General features: G+C 57.6%; 17 protein-coding genes. 13 read left to right on the top strand and 4 right to left on the bottom strand.

Annotation, left to right across the window (positions count from 1 at the left end; translation table 11 throughout):
* Positions 1-23: 23 nt before the first annotated feature.
* The 8 genes from regB (at position 24) to trxA (ending at position 11,833) form a co-directional block, all read left to right on the top strand.
* Entirely contained in the window at positions 24-1,421 is a 1,398-nt protein-coding gene (regB, locus tag AC53L6_RS04225) for a sensor histidine kinase RegB (RefSeq protein WP_299700547.1), read from the top strand.
* A 73-nt stretch (positions 1,422-1,494) separates the two neighbouring features.
* On the top strand, positions 1,495-3,015 hold the full coding sequence (locus AC53L6_RS04220) for a PAS-domain containing protein (RefSeq protein ID WP_496906903.1): 1,521 nt from the start codon (positions 1,495-1,497) through the stop codon (positions 3,013-3,015).
* Positions 3,016-3,059: 44 nt separating this feature from the next.
* On the top strand, positions 3,060-3,533 hold the full coding sequence (gene tsaE, locus AC53L6_RS04215; RefSeq protein WP_299700553.1) for a tRNA (adenosine(37)-N6)-threonylcarbamoyltransferase complex ATPase subunit type 1 TsaE: 474 nt from the start codon (positions 3,060-3,062) through the stop codon (positions 3,531-3,533).
* Positions 3,526-4,545 (top strand): aminoglycoside phosphotransferase family protein, encoded by a 1,020-nt coding sequence (locus AC53L6_RS04210; protein ID WP_496906902.1) that lies wholly within the window; start codon positions 3,526-3,528, stop codon positions 4,543-4,545. The genes tsaE and AC53L6_RS04210 overlap by 8 nt, the downstream gene beginning before the upstream one ends.
* Positions 4,545-5,213: a nucleotidyltransferase family protein gene (locus tag AC53L6_RS04205; RefSeq protein WP_496906901.1), complete on the top strand. Its 669-nt coding sequence runs from the start codon at positions 4,545-4,547 to the stop codon at positions 5,211-5,213. The genes AC53L6_RS04210 and AC53L6_RS04205 overlap by 1 nt, the downstream gene beginning before the upstream one ends.
* A complete protein-coding gene (gene addB, locus AC53L6_RS04200; RefSeq protein ID WP_496906900.1) occupies positions 5,206-8,157 on the top strand; it encodes a double-strand break repair protein AddB in 2,952 nt (983 codons plus the stop codon). The genes AC53L6_RS04205 and addB overlap by 8 nt, the downstream gene beginning before the upstream one ends.
* Positions 8,154-11,474, top strand: coding sequence for a double-strand break repair helicase AddA (addA, locus tag AC53L6_RS04195; RefSeq protein WP_496906899.1), 3,321 nt, complete (start codon positions 8,154-8,156; stop codon positions 11,472-11,474). The genes addB and addA overlap by 4 nt, the downstream gene beginning before the upstream one ends.
* Positions 11,475-11,512: 38 nt before the next feature.
* Positions 11,513-11,833 (top strand): thioredoxin, encoded by a 321-nt coding sequence (trxA, locus tag AC53L6_RS04190; protein WP_496906898.1) that lies wholly within the window; start codon positions 11,513-11,515, stop codon positions 11,831-11,833.
* Positions 11,834-11,865: 32 nt separating this feature from the next.
* On the opposite strand, the gene AC53L6_RS04185 is transcribed toward trxA, so the two are convergent.
* A complete protein-coding gene (locus AC53L6_RS04185; RefSeq protein ID WP_496906897.1) occupies positions 11,866-12,777 on the bottom strand; it encodes a capsular polysaccharide export protein, LipB/KpsS family in 912 nt (303 codons plus the stop codon).
* Between the two features lie 98 nt (positions 12,778-12,875).
* Between AC53L6_RS04185 and hslV the strand changes: the two genes are divergently transcribed.
* Both hslV and AC53L6_RS04175 read left to right on the top strand, forming a co-directional pair.
* Positions 12,876-13,433 (top strand): ATP-dependent protease subunit HslV, encoded by a 558-nt coding sequence (gene hslV / locus AC53L6_RS04180; protein ID WP_496906896.1) that lies wholly within the window; start codon positions 12,876-12,878, stop codon positions 13,431-13,433.
* On the top strand, positions 13,430-14,467 hold the full coding sequence (locus AC53L6_RS04175) for an aldo/keto reductase (RefSeq protein ID WP_496906895.1): 1,038 nt from the start codon (positions 13,430-13,432) through the stop codon (positions 14,465-14,467). Before hslV ends, AC53L6_RS04175 begins: the two co-directional genes overlap by 4 nt.
* 52 nt (positions 14,468-14,519) lie before the next feature.
* On the opposite strand, the gene AC53L6_RS04170 is transcribed toward AC53L6_RS04175, so the two are convergent.
* A complete protein-coding gene (locus AC53L6_RS04170; protein WP_299203369.1) occupies positions 14,520-14,912 on the bottom strand; it encodes a DM13 domain-containing protein in 393 nt (130 codons plus the stop codon).
* A gap of 171 nt (positions 14,913-15,083) precedes the next feature.
* On the opposite strand from AC53L6_RS04170, the gene hslU reads away from it, so the two are divergent.
* The 3 genes from hslU to AC53L6_RS04155 are packed head-to-tail and all read left to right on the top strand — an operon-like array spanning position 15,084 to position 18,790.
* On the top strand, positions 15,084-16,391 hold the full coding sequence (gene hslU, locus AC53L6_RS04165) for an ATP-dependent protease ATPase subunit HslU (protein WP_496906999.1): 1,308 nt from the start codon (positions 15,084-15,086) through the stop codon (positions 16,389-16,391).
* A gap of 54 nt (positions 16,392-16,445) precedes the next feature.
* A complete protein-coding gene (locus AC53L6_RS04160; RefSeq protein ID WP_496906894.1) occupies positions 16,446-17,546 on the top strand; it encodes an alpha/beta hydrolase in 1,101 nt (366 codons plus the stop codon).
* A gap of 38 nt (positions 17,547-17,584) precedes the next feature.
* Complete coding sequence (locus AC53L6_RS04155; protein WP_496906893.1) at positions 17,585-18,790, top strand: MFS transporter; 1,206 nt, start codon at positions 17,585-17,587, stop codon at positions 18,788-18,790.
* On the opposite strand, the gene AC53L6_RS04150 is transcribed toward AC53L6_RS04155, so the two are convergent.
* Positions 18,773-19,363 (bottom strand): Smr/MutS family protein, encoded by a 591-nt coding sequence (locus AC53L6_RS04150; protein ID WP_299700577.1) that lies wholly within the window; start codon positions 19,361-19,363, stop codon positions 18,773-18,775. The genes AC53L6_RS04155 and AC53L6_RS04150 overlap by 18 nt on opposite strands.
* Positions 19,360-20,349, bottom strand: coding sequence for a murein transglycosylase A (mltA, locus tag AC53L6_RS04145; RefSeq protein ID WP_496906892.1), 990 nt, complete (start codon positions 20,347-20,349; stop codon positions 19,360-19,362). The genes AC53L6_RS04150 and mltA overlap by 4 nt, the downstream gene beginning before the upstream one ends.
* Positions 20,350-20,363 lie beyond the last annotated feature (14 nt).

Genomic DNA, 20,363 nt, shown 5'->3' with positions numbered 1-20,363 from the left:
TCAAGAAACGAAGAAGTGACACAATGGCGCAACCTGACATTGGCCTGCTGACCGGGCAGCAACGATCAAACTGGATTCGTCTGCGCACAATGATCCTGCTGCGCTGGGTTGCGATTGTCGGACAGCTCGTGGCGCTGACGGTTGCGCAGCGGCTGTACGGCCTACAGCTCGAGCTGGGCCTCTGTTATCTAGCCGTTGGCGTGTCTGTAATTGGCAACCTGATCGCGATCTTCATCTTTCCCGAAAACAAGCGCCTCAACGAGTTTCAGAACCTGCTTATGGTCCTGTTCGACGTGCTGCAGCTTGGCTTCCTGCTGTTCCTGACCGGGGGGTTGAACAATCCGTTTGCGTTACTGCTTTTGGGGCCCGTCACCATTTCGGCTGCCGTTTTGACAACTCGGTCAACCCTGCTGGTCGGGGCCACCGCCATCGTTATTGTGACCATCTTGTCGGACTATCACCTGCCATTGCGAACGCAGGATGGATTCATCCTTCGCATTCCGGATCTGTTCGTATTTGGAAACTGGATCGCACTTGTGATCGCGATCTGTTTCATCGGCCTGTATTCCCGCCGTGTCACGTCGGAAATCCATTCCATGTCGGATGCCCTGTCCGCCACACAGTTGGCCCTGTCGCGTGAACAGAAATTGACCGACTTGGGCGGCGTGGTGGCCGCCGCCGCTCACGAGTTGGGAACCCCTTTGGCCACGATCAAGCTGACCAGCGCCGAATTGATTGAAGAATTGGACGATCGCCCGGAACTGAAAGAAGACGCCGCACTGATCCGCCAGCAGGCCGACCGCTGCCGCGACATTCTACGTGACATGGGTCGTGCCGGAAAAGATGACCTTCACCTGCGCCAGGCCCCGTTAATGACGGTCGTGCAAGAAGCCGCGGAGCCGCACACCCACCGCGGAAAGCTGGTGCAATACACACACGACCCAGATGCGGGCGATGAAATCGACCAACCTGCGATCTTGCGTCAGCCCGAAATCATCCATGGGCTGCGGAACCTTGTTCAGAACGCCGTCGACTTCGCACGCTCGACCGTGTGGATCGAAGCGCACTGGACCAACACGCAAATCACGATCCGTATCATGGATGATGGCCGGGGTTTCCCTCCGCAGCTTCTAGGTCGCATCGGCGACCCCTTTGTCCGTCGCCGCAAGTCATCCACAGAACGTACCCAACGACCCGAGTATGAAGGAATGGGTCTGGGACTGTTCATCGCCAAAACGTTGCTCGAACGGTCGGGCGCCGAACTGACCTTTACCAATGGCGCAGATCCATATGCCGCGCGGGAACAACACGACAACCATATCGGCGCCATCGTCGAGGTCGTCTGGCCAAGGAAAAAGGTGGATGCGCGAAGCGGTGAAAATGCCGTTTCGATGGGCCGGAACGAACAAATCCGGGCATGAAAACCGACCTGTGTTAAGAACGCGTTAACCCTGTTGGCCGGATAGTTCAGTCAGTTTGGAGAAAGGTTACGCGATGGCACTGTTAGAAGTTATCGTGATGTTCGGTTCCGCCTTGTCCGCCGTGACGGCAGCCATCTTGTATCTCGGCCGCGCGCCGGTGCGCGCTGTTCAATCCACGGAACCCGAAATGCCGGGTCTATCTTTCTTGTTCGATGGCGTCGATTTGGAACACGCCTCACCACAGGCTGAGATCGCAATGCGGCGCGAACCAGGCGTGACCGATTGGCAGGCGCTGAAAGCGGGGCTGAGTTCGAGGTTTCCGGGCCTTCCAGACGCCGACGATATCCAGTCAGTTGAAACATTGACACTTCAAGCTGCCCGCAGTGACGACGGTGCGGTTCTGCGCCTCCACCGCGAGGCGGGCATGACCCGCGTAGAGATAGAGGATCAGGTCAGCGCGGATCCAAACGCGAAACACGCCATCCAATCCCTGGAGTCCGAGTTGAAAAACCTGCGCTTGGCAGCGACGGCCGCGCCCTATCCGATATGGCTGGCGGATGAAACGGGATCCATCACATGGCGAAACGCAGCCTATGGAACACTTGAAAAGGCGGCAAAGGGTATCGACGCAGATGATGCATCCCCAATCTTTCAATTTGATCCAGACGACCTGACCGGCAAGTCTTCGGTACGGGCGCCAGTACAGATGGACGGCAATGGAACGACTGAGTGGTACAGCGTAACAGCGACGCAGGCTGGCAAGGCCAGCGCGTTTCACGCTGTGGACATCAATGCCGTGATCCAGGCTGAAGTCGCACAGCGCAACTTTGTCCAGACACTGGCCAAAACATTTGCACAATTGTCCATCGGGTTGGCGATCTTTGATCGCAACTGCCAATTGGCCCTATTCAATCCCGCCCTTGTCGATCTGACATCACTGCCAGCAGAGTTTCTGAGCGGACGCCCCGACATGCTTTCGTTTTTTGACAGGCTTCGGGACAATCGCGTGATGCCGGAACCAAAAAACTATGGCTCATGGCGTCAGGAAATCTCAGAGATGATTAACGCCGCCTCACACGGCAGCTATCACGAGACCTGGACACTGGATACCGGCCACACCTACCGCGTCAGCGGACGGCCTCATCCCGATGGCGCCATCGCCTTTTTGATCGAAGATATTACGGCCGAGATTTCGCTAACCCGCAACTTCCGGGCGGAGCTTGAGCTGGGACAATCACTGATGGACACGTTTGAGGATGCACTGGTTGTGTTTTCGTCGGCTGGCGTTTTGACGTTCTGCAACGCCGCCTATCGCGAGATGTGGAAGCTGGACCCGGACAACAGCTTTGCCGACGTCACCATAGTGGATTGCCTGCAAGCCTGGCAGGGCCAATGCAAACCTGACCCTGCGTGGGGCGACATGCGCGATTTCGTTATGAAGGTTGGCGAACGCGCGCCTTGGGAGGCCGAAGTGCAGCACAAGAATACCGGTGCGATCCGCGCGCAAATCTCTCCAATCGTGTCAGGCGCCACGGTGATCCGTTTTTCCGAGTTGGTCGGTCAACCTGTGGCAACGAATCCTGCACCGTCCTGACCATTCAGACTTGCAGCGCACAAGGATGCCAGTAGGTTGACGGGATGACGCCCGCCACCCTCACCTTTCATTGGCCATCCGAAGAAGAAACCACGCGCGCCGGGGCGGCACTTGGCCCTGTTCTTCGCGCTGGTGATGTCGTCTTGCTGGAGGGTGATGTCGGGGCGGGCAAGACCCATTTTGCACGCGCCGTTATCCAATCCGTACTTCTGGAACCCGAAGATGTGCCATCGCCCACCTTCACGTTGGTGCAGGTCTATGACACTCGGAACGGAGCACTTTGGCACACGGACCTATACCGGGTGTTAGCAGATACCGAGATAGACGAGCTGGGCCTGATGGACGCTTTTGAAGATGCGATTTGCCTGGTTGAATGGCCTGATCGATTGGGTCCTTTGACGCCAACCAAAGCGTTGACCATCACGATCCAGCACGATGGCAAAGGTCGCACAGCGACCTTGCAGTGGACCGATCCACGTTGGTCGGATCGTTTGGAACAGGTCACTGCCAATGCTTGACCGTGCACATCTGAGAACGGGTTTTCTCGACGGTTTGGGTTGGAGCAGGGCCGAGTCTGAACTGGTCGCCGGAGATGCATCAAACCGACGGTATGACCGGCTCACATTGAATGGTGAAACGCGCATCCTGATGGACGCACCGCCACACAAGGGCGAAGATGTGCGTCCGTTCGTAAACATCACAAACTACTTGCGCAGCGTGGGTCTTTCAGCGCCGCAAGTCTACGGTGAAGACACCACGCAAGGTTTCCTGCTTATCGAAGATTTGGGCGATGACTTGTTTGCCCGACTGATCACGGCGGACAAAAGCCGCGAAGGACCGCTTTACGAAGCGGCGATTGACGTATTGCTGCATTTGCACATGGCAGCGCCGCCGGATTTGACACGCTATAACGCGCGTTTTATGACCGATGTCGCCTGTTTGAGCTTTAATTGGTATCAGCGGGGCGCCGTCGGATCAGTTGATGTAGGCGCACGCGCTACATTCGATGCGGCTATGTATGCGGCTCTCGAACCTCTGGATTCTGAAAAACCGGTGCTCGTCCAGCGGGACTACCACGCTGAAAACCTGATCTGGTTGCCCGAGCGCGCAGGGCTGAAACGTGTTGGCCTTCTGGATTATCAGGACGCGATGCTGGGCCATCCCGCTTATGATCTCGTGTCCGTGCTGCAGGACGCGCGTCGCGACGTGTCGCTGGATGTACAGACCAAAATGATTGACCGATACATAGCGGCGGCAAACGTTGAACCACCAGCATTCCGCGACACCTATGCCCTGCTGGGCTTACAACGCAACCTGCGTATTCTTGGTGTTTTTGCACGACTATGTCTTGCAAGAGGCAAACCCCATTACATTGATCTGATTCCGCGGGTCTGGGGCCACATCGAAACCGGCCTCTCACACCCAGTTGCGACCGATATCGCACCCATCGTCCGTACGGCATTGCCTGCACCAACACCCACCATCCTACAAAGTCTCAAAAACCAATGCCAAACGATTCCCCAGCCGTAATGATCTTTGCAGCCGGGTTCGGGACGCGCATGAAACACCTGACCCAATCGCAACCCAAACCGATGATCCCTGTAGCGGGCAAACCTCTCATTGATCATGCGCTTGAGACTGCAGAGGCGGTCAAACCGCCACGTGTGGTCATCAACCTGCACTATTTGCCTCATGTGCTTGAAGCGTATCTGGCCAATCGCCCTGTCATCACGTTACGGGAAGAACCCGATATTCTTGAGACAGGCGGCGGGCTACGCAACGCCTTGCCGCTGCTGGAAGGTGACCCGGTTCTGACCCTGAATCCAGATGCGATCTGGGCCGGACCAAACCCGTTGCGCTTGTTGCTGGACGCCTGGAACCCGGAACAGATGGATGCACTGCTGATATGTGTCCCGCTCGCACGGGTACATGGCCGGAACGGCATGGGAGATTTTGGCATCGACCAAGACGGTCGCCTGCATCGCGGTGGCGACATGGTCTATGGCGGCGCACAGATCATGAAGACGGACCTTCTGAACAAGGTGGAAGAACATGCGTTCTCTCTGAACGTCCCGTGGAATATGATGGCCGAACAGGGGCGCCTTTTCGGTTTGTCCTATCCCGGTCATTGGTCCGATGTCGGCCATCCTGACGGAATCACGATCGCCGAAAATATGTTGCGGGACCACCATGTTTGATCCATCGGACAAGGCGCGTCTGTTCGGATGCGCGCCCGGCATCGACTTCCCCCTTGCTGTGGTACGCGGGCTTGAAGACCGCTTGAGCAGTGCACCACCTGAAGCGTGGGCAAAGCTCACGTTGCTGGTCAACACCACACGTATGGCCAGACGTTTGCGCACGTTGTTCGATGAGGGACCCGCACGTTTGATGCCGCGCATCCGTATGATCACGCAGTTGGATGATCTGATGCCGGGTTCACCCTTGCCGGCCGCCGCTTCGCCCTTGCGGCGAAGGCTTGAACTGGCCACGCTGATCCAGAACCTGATCGAACGCCAGCCAGATCTTGCACCTGACGCGGGGCCGTTTGATCTGGCCGACAGTCTGGTCACCCTTATGGACGAGATGCAGGGCGAAGGCGTAAGTGCTGCCGATATTGCGCAATTGGATGTATCGGATCAGTCTGGGCACTGGGCGCGCGCGCAGCAGTTCATCGCCATCGCGCAGGACTACATCAATGCCAGCAGTAGCGCACCGGACCCCGAGGCCCGACAGCGCGAAACTGTTCTACGGCTGGCTGATCACTGGGCGCATACACCGCCTGCAGATCCATTGCTTGTTGTCGGTTCGACAGGGTCACGTGGCACGACGTTGTTGCTCATGCGGGCTGTGGCCGCACTGCCGCAGGGCGCAGTGTTGCTGCCCGGTTTCGATGATCACATGCCCGGTCACGTTTGGGGTGCTCTGGCCCAAGATCAGACGGCGGAAGATCACCCGCAATTCCGCTTCCTGAAACTATGTCGCGCGCTCGGCCTGCATCCGTCGGATGTTGAACCATGGACACTGTTGGCCCCAGTCTCTGCATCACGCAACGCGCTTGTTTCGCTGGCGCTGCGCCCAGCGCCCGTTACAGATGCATGGCGAGAGGAAGGGCCGAAACTGACCGATCTTGGCCCGGCCACGGACGCCATCACACTTGTCGAGGCCGATACCCCCCGCGCCGAGGCGATTGCCATCGCTATGCGCCTGCGGCAAGCCGCCGAGGCAGGGGAAAAAGCGGCTCTAATAACGCCAGATCGCATGTTGACGCGGCAAGTCACAGCGGCGCTGGATCGCTGGGATGTCTTGCCCGACGACAGCGCCGGCACACCCCTGCACCTGTCGCCGCCGGGACGGTTCCTGCGCCATGTCGCGGCCCTGTTTCAGTCCCCGCTAGACGCCGAGGCACTGCTGACCTTACTCAAGCATCCACTGTCGCATTCCAGCGCGGATCGGAACCTGCACCAGCTGAACACGCAACGGCTTGAATTGCGAATTCGCAAGGATGGCTTGCCGTACCCTACCCCAGAAGGCTTGATGCGTTGTGCCTTGAAAGCCACCAAGCACGTGGAAGAGATCGAACCATGGGCAGCTTGGATAAGCGACATTCTGTGTGGTCGTGAGATCGCCAGAACTCTGACGCTGGAGACTTGGGTTTCACTGCATCGCACCCTTGCCGAAACGCTGGCGCAGGGACCAAACGGCGCGAATGCGGGCGAGCTATGGCAAAAGAAAGCCGGCCAGGCAGCACGAAACGTGATGGACGGCTTAGCCGAACATGCGGGTTACGGCGGTGAGATGTCTGCTCGCGACTACGCTGGTCTGGTCGCAACCGCCCTCCGCCAGGGTGAGGATGTACGCGACCGCGATATGCCACACCCGAACATCATGATCTGGGGCACGCTTGAGGCACGCGTTCAGGGGGCTGACCTTGTGATCCTTGCCGGGTTGAATGACGGAACGTGGCCCGAACCGCCAGCGCCCGATCCATGGCTGAACCGAAAGATGCGCTTTGATGCCGGTTTGCTGCTACCTGAACGGCGCATTGGCCTATCGGCACACGACTTCCAGCAGGCAATCGCCGCACCGGAGGTCTGGCTGACCCGCTCCATCCGGTCGGATGATGCGGAAACAGTGCCGTCACGTTGGATAAACAGGCTGCGCAACCTGCTGCAAGGATTGGCGGTACAGGGAGAACCGGATCACTGGGACGCCATGAGGACTCGTGGCGCACATTGGTTGGCGCTGTCCCGGGAACTGGATCGAGCTAGAGAGGTTCCAAAGGCGCACCGCCCCTCACCTTGTCCACCCGTGTCCGCGCGTCCTCGTCGGTTTACCGTGACTGAAGTCCAGAAGCTGATCCGCGATCCCTATGCCATCTACGCCAAGCACGTGCTGCGCCTGCGGGCATTGCGACCCCTGGTGCAAACACCGGATGCGCTGTTGCGCGGAATCCTGTCGCATGACGTGATGGAGCGTTTCGTGCGCGAGACGCTGAATGACAACACCGCTTTGACCGTCGACACGCTCATGGTGCACGCCCGCGACGTCCTGAACCGGGACGTACCTTGGCCCGCAGCCCGTGCGCTGTGGCTCGCGCGGTTTGGGCGGGCAGCCGAGTGGCTTGTTGAGACAGAAATGGTGCGGCAGTCCATCGCAACGCCCACGTTGTTTGAGAATGAGGCGGTTGGAAAACTTACCCTGCAAGCGATCAAAACCGAGTTGGAGGGGCGTGCGGATCGGATAGATGTGGATGATGCTGGATCAGTCATTTTGTATGACTACAAAACCGGTGCGCCCCCAACCAAAGATCAGCAAAAGCATTTTGACAAGCAATTGTTGATCGAAGCGGCCATGGTCGAGGAAGGTGGGTTTGTCACCCTAGGTCCACGTTCTGTCCGTGCTGCACAATTCATCGGGATGGGCAGCAATCCCAAGACCGAGGATGCGCCATTGGACGTTGAGACACCGGGCCAGATCCTTGCAGAACTCGTCGGGTTGCTGAGTGCGTATCTTGAGGGGGACAAGGGCTATACCTCGCGTCGCGCGCTTTACGAGGATCGCGAGGCGCGGGATTACGACCAACTTGCGCGCTTTGGCGAATGGGACGTGACGCAAGAACCGACGTCAGAGGTGCTGACATGACCGGATTGGCAAACGAAGCCACCCGCCGTCAGCAGGAGGCGGCACAGCCCATGCAGTCCACCTGGCTATCGGCCAACGCGGGGTCGGGCAAGACGCGCGTTTTGACGGACAGGGTCGCGCGCTTGTTGCTGGAAGACGTGAAGCCACAAAACATCCTGTGTTTGACGTACACCAAGGCGGCCGCATCCGAGATGCAGAACCGGCTGTTTCAGCGTTTGGGTGCGTGGGCCATGCTGGACGACAACGCGTTGCGGTCGGAGCTGGCGGAGTTGGGATTGGCACACGCCCCCAATGCACAAGAGTTGAGCCGCGCGCGTACCCTATTCGCGATGGCAATCGAAACACCCGGTGGTCTGAAGATTCAGACGATTCACTCGTTCTGTGCGTCTCTATTAAGGCGCTTTCCGCTCGAAGCCGGGGTGAGCCCGCAATTCACAGAGATTGAAGATCGCGCCGCCGACCTCTTGCGGGCAGAGCTTGTAGACCAGATGGCGGAAGGTGAAGATGCCGGCGTACTTGTCCGGCTAGCCGCACAGTACAAGGGTGAAGATTTTCTTTCGCTCACCAAGGAAATCGCAGGCAAGGCGGCGAAGTTTGATGATCTCACTACTGGCGATGCGCTCACCTTGCTTGGACAGTCCAATGACCTGACACGCGACAGCATTGTCGACGCCACCTTTGCCCCCGGTGATTGGGAGATGTTGCAAGACCTGTTGCCGATTCTGGCAACGCAAGGTGTGACTGACCAAGCCGTTGGTGAAACGCTGAGGGAAATTGTTGCGCTCGACACCGAAAGCCTTTCGATTGCCGAGGCCGCGTTTCTGACCCAAGCCGGAACCCGCAAGAAACGCTTTCCCGCGAAGTCGACACAACAGCAGGCCGCACATCTGCTGCCGCAGCTTGAGGCCTTGATAGAACGGGTCGAAGCGGCCCGCGAGGCCCGCCTGGCCCTTGATGCGGCTGAACATACCGTCGCCCTGCACCAGTTCGCCCGGCGATTTGCCCAGCGCTACGCCGAAGCAAAACAGCGGCGTGGGTGGCTAGACTTCGATGATCTGATCCAGAAAGCGCAGCAACTGCTGAGTGATGACAGGGTGGCGGCATGGGTTCTATATCGGCTCGACGGGGGTATCGATCATATCCTCGTGGACGAGGCGCAGGATACTAGTCCGACGCAATGGGACGTGATCCGGCGACTGGCCGAAGAGTTTTCGAGCGGCGAGGGTGCGCGGGCCGATGTGACCCGCACAATCTTTGTTGTGGGCGACAAGAAGCAGTCGATCTATTCCTTCCAAGGCGCTGACCCGCGCGAGTTCGATCGAATGCAATCAGAATTCGGCTCTAAACTGGCTGAATCGGACCAGAAGCTGTGGGGCCGAAGCCTCGATTTTTCGTTCCGGTCATCGCCTGCGGTCCTGAATTTGGTCGACAAGGTCTTTGAAACCGAAAAGGGCGCCGGTTTCGGCGATGGTCAGCATATTGCGTTCAACGCTGATCTGCCTGGACGTGTCGATTTGTGGCCGCTGGTGCCAAAACCGGAAAAGACACCGGAACGTGAATGGTATGATCCCGTGGACCGGCGCAGTCCCGAACACCAATTTCGAACACTGGCGATGGCGGTCGCTGGACAGATCAAGCAAATGCTGGATGAAGGCACGTTGATCCCGGATTCAAGCGGACCAAGGCCGGTGCAACCGCGGGATTTCCTGATCCTTGTCCAGCGGCGCGGCGGCATCTTTCCCGACATCATTCGCGCCTGCAAAGAGTTGGAGCTCCCCATCGCTGGGGCGGATCGCCTCAAGGTAGGGGCGGAAACCGCTGTGCGTGACCTTGGCGCACTTCTGTCGTTCCTCGCCACACCCGAGGACAGCTTGTCGCTAGCGACTGCACTACGGTCACCTCTGTTCGGGTGGTCTGAACAGGATTTGTACACCCTTGCGCATCACCGAACCGAAGACGAATTGTGGCGCAGCTTGCGCACAAAAACTGAGGACTACCCTCAAACAGTCTCGGTTCTGCGGGACTTGCGGGACAATATCGACTTTCTGCGCCCCTATGATCTGATCGAACGCATGCTGACCCGACATCGTGGACGTCAGCGGATGTTGGCACGGCTGGGGACCGAAGCCGAGGATGGGATAAACGCGCTTTTGTCCCAGGCGTTATCGTACGAACGCAGCGAAGTGCCCAGCCTGACTGGTTTCCTGACCTGGATGGAAACAGACGATCTTGAGGTCAAACGCCAGATCGACAGCGCATCAAACCAGATCCGGGTAATGACTGTGCATGGGTCAAAGGGGCTGGAAGCGCCCATCGTGATCCTGCCTGAATGCGGCAAACGCGACTTTCAGGTCCGCAACAATATCACCGACATTAGTGATACACCGGTTTGGAAGATGCCATCGGCCCAACTGCCGGAGCAGATGGCAACCCGACTGGACGAGATGAAGGCAGCGCAGCGACAAGAGTCCCTACGGTTGCTTTATGTTGCTCTAACACGGGCTGAAAAATGGTTAATTATTGGAGCAGCGGGCGAGCTTGATAGAAATGGTGACGATTGGCATCAACGCGTTCAGGTCGGCATGGAGGCAGACGATGCAACGGCGCTGGACACGCCGGTAGGTTCAGGCCTGCGTCTGCAACATGGCGATTGGGCGTTTTCAACAACAAGCATCGGGATGGCAAAAGCTGAACCGGGTATCTCCCTACCGACCATTTATAAGAAAGCTGCGCCAAGCCCAGCACCACTGCCAGAAACGCTGTCGCCATCGGATTTGGGCGGTCCCAAGGCGCTTCCCGGCGACGGGCTTGATGAAGAAACCGCCAAGACCTTCGGAACTGCTGTACATGCGTTATTGGAAGCACCCGAAATAGGTGCGCGGGCATTGCGTGACGCCAACCTGCCCGATGACCTGAAAACTGAGGCTGAGGCGCAAGCAGATCGCATTCGATCTGATCCAACGCTGTCATGGCTTTTTGCTGATGACGTGCTGGCCGAAGTGCCCGTAACCGCACCGCTTGGAAAACGCCGAATGCACGGAATGATCGACCGGCTGCACGTGACATCGGATACTGTGCACGTGATTGATTTCAAGACAAACCGCGTCATCCCGGAAAAACCAGAGCAGACTCCAGAAGGTGTGTTGCGACAGATGGGTGCCTATGCCCATGCAATGGCTCAAATTTATCCTGATCGCACCATTCGGCTAAGCATTCTGTGGACTCACACAGGCGCACTGATGTCCATTCCGCACGATATCGTGACGTCGGCGTTGTCGGGCACGCCATATCTTGACGATGCTGTGGGGGGTACCTAGGTTGCCAGCCTACGCTTGAGCCTGGCAGGAGAACTCACATGGCAACCGTGGCAGTCACAGACGCAACTTTCGACGCCGAAGTCAAAAATTCCGATATCCCCGTTGTGGTGGACTTTTGGGCCGAATGGTGTGGCCCGTGCAAGCAGATTGGCCCAGCCCTCGAGGAGCTGTCGGCCGAAATGGCAGGCAAGATCAAGATCGCCAAGGTGAACGTGGATGAAAACCCGAACTCACCTGCGCAGATGGGTGTCCGAGGTATTCCGGCACTTTTCATCTTCAAGAACGGTGAAATCGTTTCGAACCGGGCTGGTGCAGCGCCCAAGGCTGCATTGCAAAGCTGGATCGAAGAAAGCATCTGAGAATTCCAGGGGCATCCGCAAAGCGGGTGCCCTTACTCCATCGGCCAACCGGCAGCGGACAGCTTCGCAGCAATCTTGGCCTCGGCACTGTCATGGCCAGCGTTGATTGCCATGTGCTGCCAGACCCACCAAAGATACGCGGCGTAGTCGGGCTGATGCAATTGGATGCGGTCAAATGCATCTAGGTCTTGCCCATTTAGTGCCACGTGGTGAAAGTCGGTTTGACCGAACGTGATTGCAGGCTTCCCAAAAAACATCCCGTCAAACGCCACACTCGACGTCATCGTCACAATGTACGAACATCGTGGCAGAAGGGTATCTCGCCCTCCAGTTTGAATAGTGAGATTGGGGTCGCTCGCTTGCATCCTTTCCAGCGCTGCCAGCTCATCCGGGTTGTAGGTTTCTTTTGGATGCAAAGTCGCGATAATTCTTGTTCCGGGGCAAGCCGCGCGCGTCCGGACGAGCATGTCGATCGGACTGCAGGATTGAAAGGAACGGTGATCCGTCAGGCGGCCCTGCAGCGGTACGTAGATAAAATCATCATCGCGGACATGGTCAAGCAGAGGCCCGCAAATCCGCTTCTGCCAATAAGAAAAGAAGCGTTGCACCTCGTTTGCGGGGCAAGCCAAAGGATCGAAACTCGCCCGGGCAACATCCCACTCCCAGCGCTTGTCAGACGCCTGAATTTGCCAAAACGGATAGTGATAGACACGGCGAAACGTCATCGCACGCTTGTTTGGCGGCGGCGTCATCTCGCAAAGCGCGTAGCCACGTCGCGTGCCCGCCTTCAAGCGCTCGGCCATTGTGTTCGCATGATAGGATATCTCGTATCCGGTTCGTTCCAACACATGCACAATCTTGGCGATGAAGTTGTGTTCTCCATTCCGAGCCCGGCGACGCGTGCCATCATTGAGGTAAAAGCGAACACGTTTGGGGTGCGACATGATCAGACCCTAGGCGCAGCGGATCGAGCGAGCAACCGGCCCTTGCCCGTCCGTGAGCTGACCGCCATATATCCCCCCAACTGTTGAAGGAGAGCCAAATGGCCAGCTCAGACTTTCCCGGATGGCACGGGACCACGATCATCGGTGTTAAGAAGGGTGGCGAAGTCGTCATTGCCGGGGATGGCCAGGTGTCTCTTGGACAGACTGTCATCAAGGGGACGGCGCGTAAGGTGCGTCGACTTAGCCCTGGTGGATATGATGTGGTGGCGGGTTTCGCCGGATCCACGGCGGATGCATTCACCTTGCTGGAGCGACTGGAAAGCAAGCTGGAAGCAACGCCGGGTCAATTGGCGCGTGCGAGCGTCGAGTTGGCCAAGGACTGGCGCACTGACAAGTATCTTCAAAAGCTTGAGGCGATGCTGATCGTATCGGATGGCGCCGACATGTTCGTTATCACTGGCGCAGGTGACGTCTTGGAGCCTGAGCACGATGTAGCGGCGATCGGATCTGGTGGAAACTACGCCCTTGCCGCGGCACGGGGCATGATGGACAGCGACCGTAATGCCGAAGCCGTCGCGCGCGACGCGATGCAAATCGCGGCTGACATTTGCGTTTATACCAACGGCAACCTGACAGTGGAGAAGATCAGCAAATGACCGAGATGACATATACACGTCTGGGCAACAGCGGCTTGATCGTGAGCCGCATGTGTTTTGGTACTATGACCTTCAACCATGGATCGGAGTGGATTCCCGGTGTTGCAAAGGTCGGTCAGGACGCCGCGACCAAGATGGTCGGCCACGCTCTGGATGCCGGCGTGAACTTCTTTGATACCGCCGACGGTTATTCGAGCGGTGAATCGGAAGATATTCTTGGGAAAGCGTTGGGAAAGCGCCGAAACGAGGCAGTGATTTGTACAAAGCTTGGCTTTCGTCAGACAGATCAGGTGGGGGATGCAGGTCTGAATCGAAGTCATGTCCTCAAGCAGATCGACGGCAGCCTGGACCGTATGGGGATGGACCACATCGATCTTTTAGTGCTGCACAAAACCGATTTCACGACGCCGATGGAAGAAACTCTGGCCGCACTTCAAATCGCCATTGAAGCAGGCAAGGTGCGCTATGTTGGTGTATCGAACTGGCCCGCCTGGCACATGGCCCGCGCCGTGCAGTACCAGCGTGACCACAGGATGACGCCCTTCATCGCCGGACAGTATCTGTACAATCTGGTGGCACGGGATATCGAACTGGATGTCTTGCCCATGATGGCCGAGATGGGCGGTGGGCTTATGGCCTGGTCACCTCTGGCTGGCGGTTTGCTGTCGGGCAAGTACGATCCGGAGAAACTGGAGGAAGGCGACGGACGGTTGAGTGAAGGCGGCGATTTCCTTGGCATCAACACAGCAACCGCTCGCAAGATGATTGGAACTCTGGCCGACATTGCAAAGACACACAACGTACATCCGGCAACCGCGGCCTTGGCATGGTTGCTTGCTCAAGACCGCAGCCATAGCGTGATTTTCGGCGCCTCGAAGATGAGTCATCTGGATGCGGCCTTGGCCGCGCCGGAGCTAGAATTGACTGATCACGAATTGGCGGAACTGTCCGGCATCGCGCCTCCAGCCAAGAGATATCCGCATTGGTTCGATGCGATGATGACGGATGAACTGAATACCAAAATTCTATCATGAACGAAAAAGGCCGCTGCGGTTGCAGCGGCCTTCCTCTTGATAGACAGCAGGATCAGTTCAATTTGGCAACGCCCAGCGGAACGTTGAATTTCTCGCACCAGATCCACACTTCGTTATACGTGGCGGCGTCGATCCCGTCTGGAACATCAAATGTCTGCTTGCCTGAATTGGCTTTCAGCAACCCCATAAGTGTGTCGCTGTCATAGCCATCACGGCCCAGCGCAACCTTGGGATCTGGGGCACCATCGAACCAGAAGTCGTCCAGAAGGATTACCTGGCTTTTGCCATTCTTGGTCACGACTTCGGCGCGACCCTTCGTGACATGATTGCTTTTGCCGGTGAATTCACCGATGCGGCCATGTCCACCAGCTAGCGCAAAAGTTGGTAGTGCAGTGGACGCCATCAGGGTGGCGGACCCGATAAGGAATGAGCGGCGGTTGGTCATGGGATCGTCTCCGAGGGATTGATTTGGTGGAGACAAGGTACGCCTATGCCGCGACAAAATAACCCAACCTCTCGCGCAAGTGATGCTGTGTTGATGAAATGCCCGTCAATCGTTGCGTTTCGCCAGTTTTCGCATAGGTAAGGCGTGAAACTTGTAACAAACGGGCCGCTTGTGACTGACCTGACCCCCCGCGAAATTGTCTCTGAACTTGATCGATTCATTATTGGCCAGAAGGATGCCAAGCGCGCTGTTGCTGTCGCGCTGCGGAATCGCTGGCGCAGAAAGCAGCTGGATGACGATCTCCGGGACGAGGTCTATCCCAAGAATATCCTGATGATCGGTCCAACCGGCGTCGGTAAGACCGAGATCAGCCGCCGTCTGGCCAAACTGGCACGTGCGCCATTCCTGAAGGTCGAGGCAACCAAGTTCACCGAGGTTGGTTATGTCGGGCGTGACGTGGAGCAAATCATCCGTGATCTGGTGGACGCTGCCATCGTGGAAACACGGGAATATATGCGTGAAGACGTGAAGGCCAACGCCCACCAAGCGGCAGAGGAGCGGGTCATCGAAGCCATTGCTGGCACAGATGCTCGCGATGCCACCCGCGAGATGTTCCGCAAGAAGCTGAAGTCGGGCGAGTTGGACGATACCGTGATCGAACTGGACGTCGCCGATACCAGCAACCCATTCCCGACCATGGACATCCCCGGCCAGCCCGGAGGTGGCATGGGCATGATGAACCTTGGCGACATCTTTGGCAAAGCGATGGGCGGTCGTACCGTGCGCAAAAAGCTGACGGTCGCGCAGAGTTATGAAGTATTGATCGGTGAAGAAGCCGACAAGTTGCTCGACGACGAAGCCGTGACCAAGACTGCGCTGGAGGCTGTTCAGGAAAACGGCATCGTTTTTCTGGACGAAATCGACAAGGTCTGTGCCCGCTCTGATGCGCGCGGCGCGGATGTCAGCCGCGAGGGCGTGCAGCGTGACCTGTTGCCGCTGATCGAAGGGACCACCGTCAGTACAAAACATGGGCCGGTCAAGACGGATCACATCCTGTTCATTGCATCCGGCGCCTTCCACATTGCAAAGCCATCCGACCTTTTGCCGGAACTGCAAGGCCGACTGCCCATCCGCGTCGAACTACGCGATCTAACCGAAGACGATTTCGTACGGATTCTGGAAGAAACGGACAATGCGCTGACACTGCAATACACCGCTTTGATGCAGACCGAAAAGGTGACAGTGACCTTCGAACCCGAAGGTATTCGCGCCTTGGCTCGTATTGCAGCAGACGTAAACAAGAGTGTCGAGAACATTGGCGCCCGTCGCCTCTACACTGTGATGGAGCGTGTTTTCGAAGAGCTTTCGTTCAATGCACCTGACCGGGCCGGAGACGAGATCACCGTTGATGCTGATTTCGTCGAAACCCACCTCGGCGAACTTGCGCGATCCACGGACGTCAGTCGTTACGTACTCTAGCTGTTTGCTTCCTGCTCGGGTACATCCCATGGGATGATCGGGCAGGGGTATTTGATGCGCGCGATTCTATTTATTCTAGTTCTTATCGTTGCTGCGTGCAGTGACAGGACGGCTGCGCCCATTTTGCCCGAGGCCCAGCTAGTCGGAAAAAACCGCGACGTGTTCATCGGCACCACGCGCAGCATGAATGCGGCCGGAGAATTTGGAATTGGCAGGTCTGCTTCCTTGAACCTGTTGCAGGCCACGGTATCGCTTCCGCCCGGTCGTACATTGGGTAGCGTATCGGACGGTCAGGAGCGCCCGAAACCAGACCGCGATTTTGCAATTGCTGCATTGAACATCTACGAGTCAAACGATGTGTTTCGCAGAGCTCTGGCCGCTGATCTTGCATCGCATCCCCCATCCGAGCGCGACGTGACCCTGTTCGTTCACGGGTTCAACAACAGTTTTACCAACTCCGCTTTCCGGATCGCGCAAATGGCCGAGGACCTAGAGTTGCCTGGTACCCATGTCACCTATTCATGGCCCAGCCGCGGTAACCCACTTGGGTATGAATATGATCAGGACAGCGCACTGTTTGCCCGCGATGGCCTTGCTGATCTGATGCACTTGATCCGATCTGTGGGACAGCCAGATATCGTCCTCGTCGCTCATTCGATGGGCAGTGCATTGGTGATGGAAACGCTCCGCCAGCTCGACATCGCGGAGCCCGGTTGGGTAGGCCGGAATGTCAGTGGTGTGATCCTTTTGTCCCCCGACATTAACGTCGATGTCTTTCGCAGTCAGTTTTCTCGTATCCAGACGGCACCGGATCCTTTTGTTGTTATGGTGTCACGTAAGGATGCAATCTTGCGCCTGTCATCACGACTGCGCGGCGAAAGGACCCAACTGGGCAACATCCAAAACACTGACGCCGTCGCAGACTTGCCGATTACGGTCGTCGACGTGACCGCATTCAGCGATCGGAAATCCGGCAACCATTTCGTTGCGGCGGGATCGCCCGCTTTGATCCAGCTACTTCGCCGCTCATCTGAACTGGACAGTGAGTTCTTGCGCGGACGGGCCGGGTCGGTGCTGACCATTCCGGGCGCGCGCCGCATCCAATCCCCGCCACGCCGACCCTCAACCAGTGCAATCCGCAGCGAGGCCCGCTAGTGGCGACCATTTCAGGGTCGCAGCCTCTGTGCCACTTTTTGAAGAGCAACCGGCAATGGCTGGCGGCTGGTGCGCTGTTGACCTTGCTGTCATCCTTTGGGCAGACATTTTTCATCTCGATCTTTGCTGCACAGATCCAGGGTGACTTTTCCCTTACCCACGGAAGCTGGGGCGCAATCTATGGTCTTGGAACCGCTGCATCCGCTGTGGTCATGATCTGGGCAGGCGGCCTGACAGACCGTTTCCGAGCTCGGAGCTTGGGTGTGATCGTGCTCGCGTTGCTTGCTGGGTCGTGCCTGTTGATGGCTGTTAATCCATACGCTGCATTTCTGCCTATCGTCATATTCGCGCTGCGTCTGACCGGGCAAGGTATGACAGGCCACATTGCAATTGTCGCGATGGCGCGCTGGTTCGTGGCGACGCGCGGCCGGGCACTTGCGGTAGCGACTTTGGGCTTTTCTTTGGGCGAGGCAATTTTGCCACTGCTCTTTGTGGCATTAATGGCATTTCTGGATTGGCGCGTGTTGTGGATTCTGGCTGCCGCCATCGCACTACTGGGTGTACCCATCCTGTGGCGTCTGTTGGGGGAAGAACGCACACCACAATCCATGGCCGACGAAAACCAGAGCGTCGGGATGAAAGCCCGCCATTGGACACGCACAGATACGTTAGGTCACCCGCTGTTCTGGTTCATGGTGCCGGCGCTGATTGGCCCGGCTGCTTTCAACACTGCATTCTTCTTCCAGCAGGTCTATTTTGCGGAGATCAAGGGGTGGTCACACCTGTCCCTTGTGGCTTTGTTTCCCATTTACACCGTTGTCGGAATCGGGGCGATGATCCTGTCCGGCATCGCATTGGATCGGTTCGGCACTGCCCGGCTGATCCCCTTTTTCCAGCTGCCAATGGTTGTGGCCTTCGTAACCTTTGCGCTTGCACAATCGCTGGCTGCGGCCGCCATCGGCTTCGTGTTTCTGGCCCTGACAACCGGTGCAAACTCGACCTTACCCAATGCGTTCTGGGCGGAGTTTTATGGCACCCGCCACATTGGTGCGATCAAGGCAATGGCTGCTGCGGTCATGGTGTTGGGCTCAGCAATCGGACCCGGTCTCACTGGTGGGCTGATCGACTTGGGCATTGATTTGAATGTGCAATACGTGTGTGTGGCTGTCTATTTCCTGTTGGCGACTGCCAGCATGTGGATCGGAATACAGCGGGCACGCAACGATCTACCGCTGACGGCGTAGATACACATAGTATGCGCCGCCACCGCCATGGCGAACGTTGGCCTGACTGACCTGCAACACGACCGAAGACAAAGGTGGCATGGACAACCATTGCGGCACCTGATGGCGCAGGACGCCAAAACGCACTGGTATGGGGCTATCATCATCGCGGTTCTTGCCTTTGCCCGTCACAACCAGAACCAGTCGTTTGCCTTGAGACTGCGCAGACAAAATAAACCGCGTAAGCGCGGGGTGCGCGCGATCAAGAGTCATACCATGCAGGTCCAGCTTACCCTCAGGCTTGAGTTTGCCGCGCTTCATCTGGGTGAACGCCTTGCGATCCATCTGTACTGGTTGGGTCGCAACTTGGTCCACGATGGAGGGCGTCAGGTTCACCGCGGTGGTTGGCCTAGAAGCAGATGGTTTGCCCAACGCCGGGGTAACTTCAAACGTATGCTTCAAGCGCGGTTTCGGCGCGGGCGTTGTGACAAAATCGTCTGGATGAAATGGCTTTTCAGGGTGCAAACGATCGGTCCTGTCCGCCACTTTTCGCCACAGCTCTTCTTCGTCTGGGCGCAACTTGCGGCGGGTCATATCGCACTCTCAGGCAACAGGGCATAGGCACGTTGGATCGGCATCAACACCATCATCCGGCCTGGATCCCGCAAGCGCCCAGCCTCTCGGCCCGCATTGTCCCCCGTGCCAAAAAACACATCAGCCCGCTGCGCGCCCTTGATAGCTGATCCGGTATCTTGCGCGATCATCAATCGCCGCAAGGGACCGCCCCCGTCTTTTTCAATCCATACGGGCGCGCCCAAAGGAACAAAGGCCGGATCAACCGCGATGGACCGCATCGTCGTGATAGACCGGTTCATCGCTCCCAAGGGACCCCGATCTGCCGGAACCTCACTGACTTCGCGGAAGAATACGTAGGATGGGTTGTGATAAAGCAGCTCCTCACCCACCACCGGATTGTTTCGAACATAGTTTCGAATGACCTGCGCACTGACCTGATGCGCGGCATAAGTGCCCCGGCGTACCAACTCGGCGCCGATCGAGCGATACTTGTGCCCATTGGCTCCGCCATACCCAACGCGCATCATTTGACCGTTAGGCAGACGGATGCGACCAGATCCTTGAATTTGGAGAAAGAACAGCTCAACCGGATCATCGACCCAGGCAATCTCGAGGCCACGGCCCTGCATCACTGGCCCTTCAAGAATTTGGCGACGGGTCAACCACGGACGTATGTGCCGGGCTTCGGGCGGCATGGCGTAAACCGGGAAGCGATAACGTGCACTGCGGCGGCGTGATCCGTCCAGCTCTGGCTCAAAGTATCCTGTGAACAGCGCTGGGGCGCCATCCTCGATCAAAACAGGGCGAAAGAAGAGTTCAAAAAACGCGCGCGCATCCGGCACATCCCCAGCCAATGCACACAAAGACCGCCAATCGGGGTCATCCATATCCCGGCATGTATTGCGAAACGTGGTCAGCGCTGCGGCGTGATCATCCTGCGCCCAACCATCCAGTGCGGCAAAGTCCAACACCGTGTACTTCACATCAGAGGCAGCGGCGGTCATGGTCCAGAAAATCG

The organism is Tateyamaria sp. LSS28, from assembly GCF_059611725.1.
This window is presented reverse-complemented; position numbering and strand designations above follow the sequence as displayed.

Coding starts and splice junctions, on each gene's coding strand:
- regB (WP_299700547.1), top strand. CDS start 24: ATGGCGCAACCTGACATTGGCCTGCTGACCGGGCAGCAACGATCAAAC.
- AC53L6_RS04220 (WP_496906903.1), top strand. CDS start 1,495: ATGGCACTGTTAGAAGTTATCGTGATGTTCGGTTCCGCCTTGTCCGCC.
- tsaE (WP_299700553.1), top strand. CDS start 3,060: ATGACGCCCGCCACCCTCACCTTTCATTGGCCATCCGAAGAAGAAACC.
- AC53L6_RS04210 (WP_496906902.1), top strand. CDS start 3,526: ATGCTTGACCGTGCACATCTGAGAACGGGTTTTCTCGACGGTTTGGGT.
- AC53L6_RS04205 (WP_496906901.1), top strand. CDS start 4,545: ATGATCTTTGCAGCCGGGTTCGGGACGCGCATGAAACACCTGACCCAA.
- addB (WP_496906900.1), top strand. CDS start 5,206: ATGTTTGATCCATCGGACAAGGCGCGTCTGTTCGGATGCGCGCCCGGC.
- addA (WP_496906899.1), top strand. CDS start 8,154: ATGACCGGATTGGCAAACGAAGCCACCCGCCGTCAGCAGGAGGCGGCA.
- trxA (WP_496906898.1), top strand. CDS start 11,513: ATGGCAACCGTGGCAGTCACAGACGCAACTTTCGACGCCGAAGTCAAA.
- AC53L6_RS04185 (WP_496906897.1), bottom strand. CDS start 12,777: ATGTCGCACCCCAAACGTGTTCGCTTTTACCTCAATGATGGCACGCGT.
- hslV (WP_496906896.1), top strand. CDS start 12,876: ATGGCCAGCTCAGACTTTCCCGGATGGCACGGGACCACGATCATCGGT.
- AC53L6_RS04175 (WP_496906895.1), top strand. CDS start 13,430: ATGACCGAGATGACATATACACGTCTGGGCAACAGCGGCTTGATCGTG.
- AC53L6_RS04170 (WP_299203369.1), bottom strand. CDS start 14,912: ATGACCAACCGCCGCTCATTCCTTATCGGGTCCGCCACCCTGATGGCG.
- AC53L6_RS04160 (WP_496906894.1), top strand. CDS start 16,446: ATGCGCGCGATTCTATTTATTCTAGTTCTTATCGTTGCTGCGTGCAGT.
- AC53L6_RS04150 (WP_299700577.1), bottom strand. CDS start 19,363: ATGACCCGCCGCAAGTTGCGCCCAGACGAAGAAGAGCTGTGGCGAAAA.
- mltA (WP_496906892.1), bottom strand. CDS start 20,349: ATGACCGCCGCTGCCTCTGATGTGAAGTACACGGTGTTGGACTTTGCC.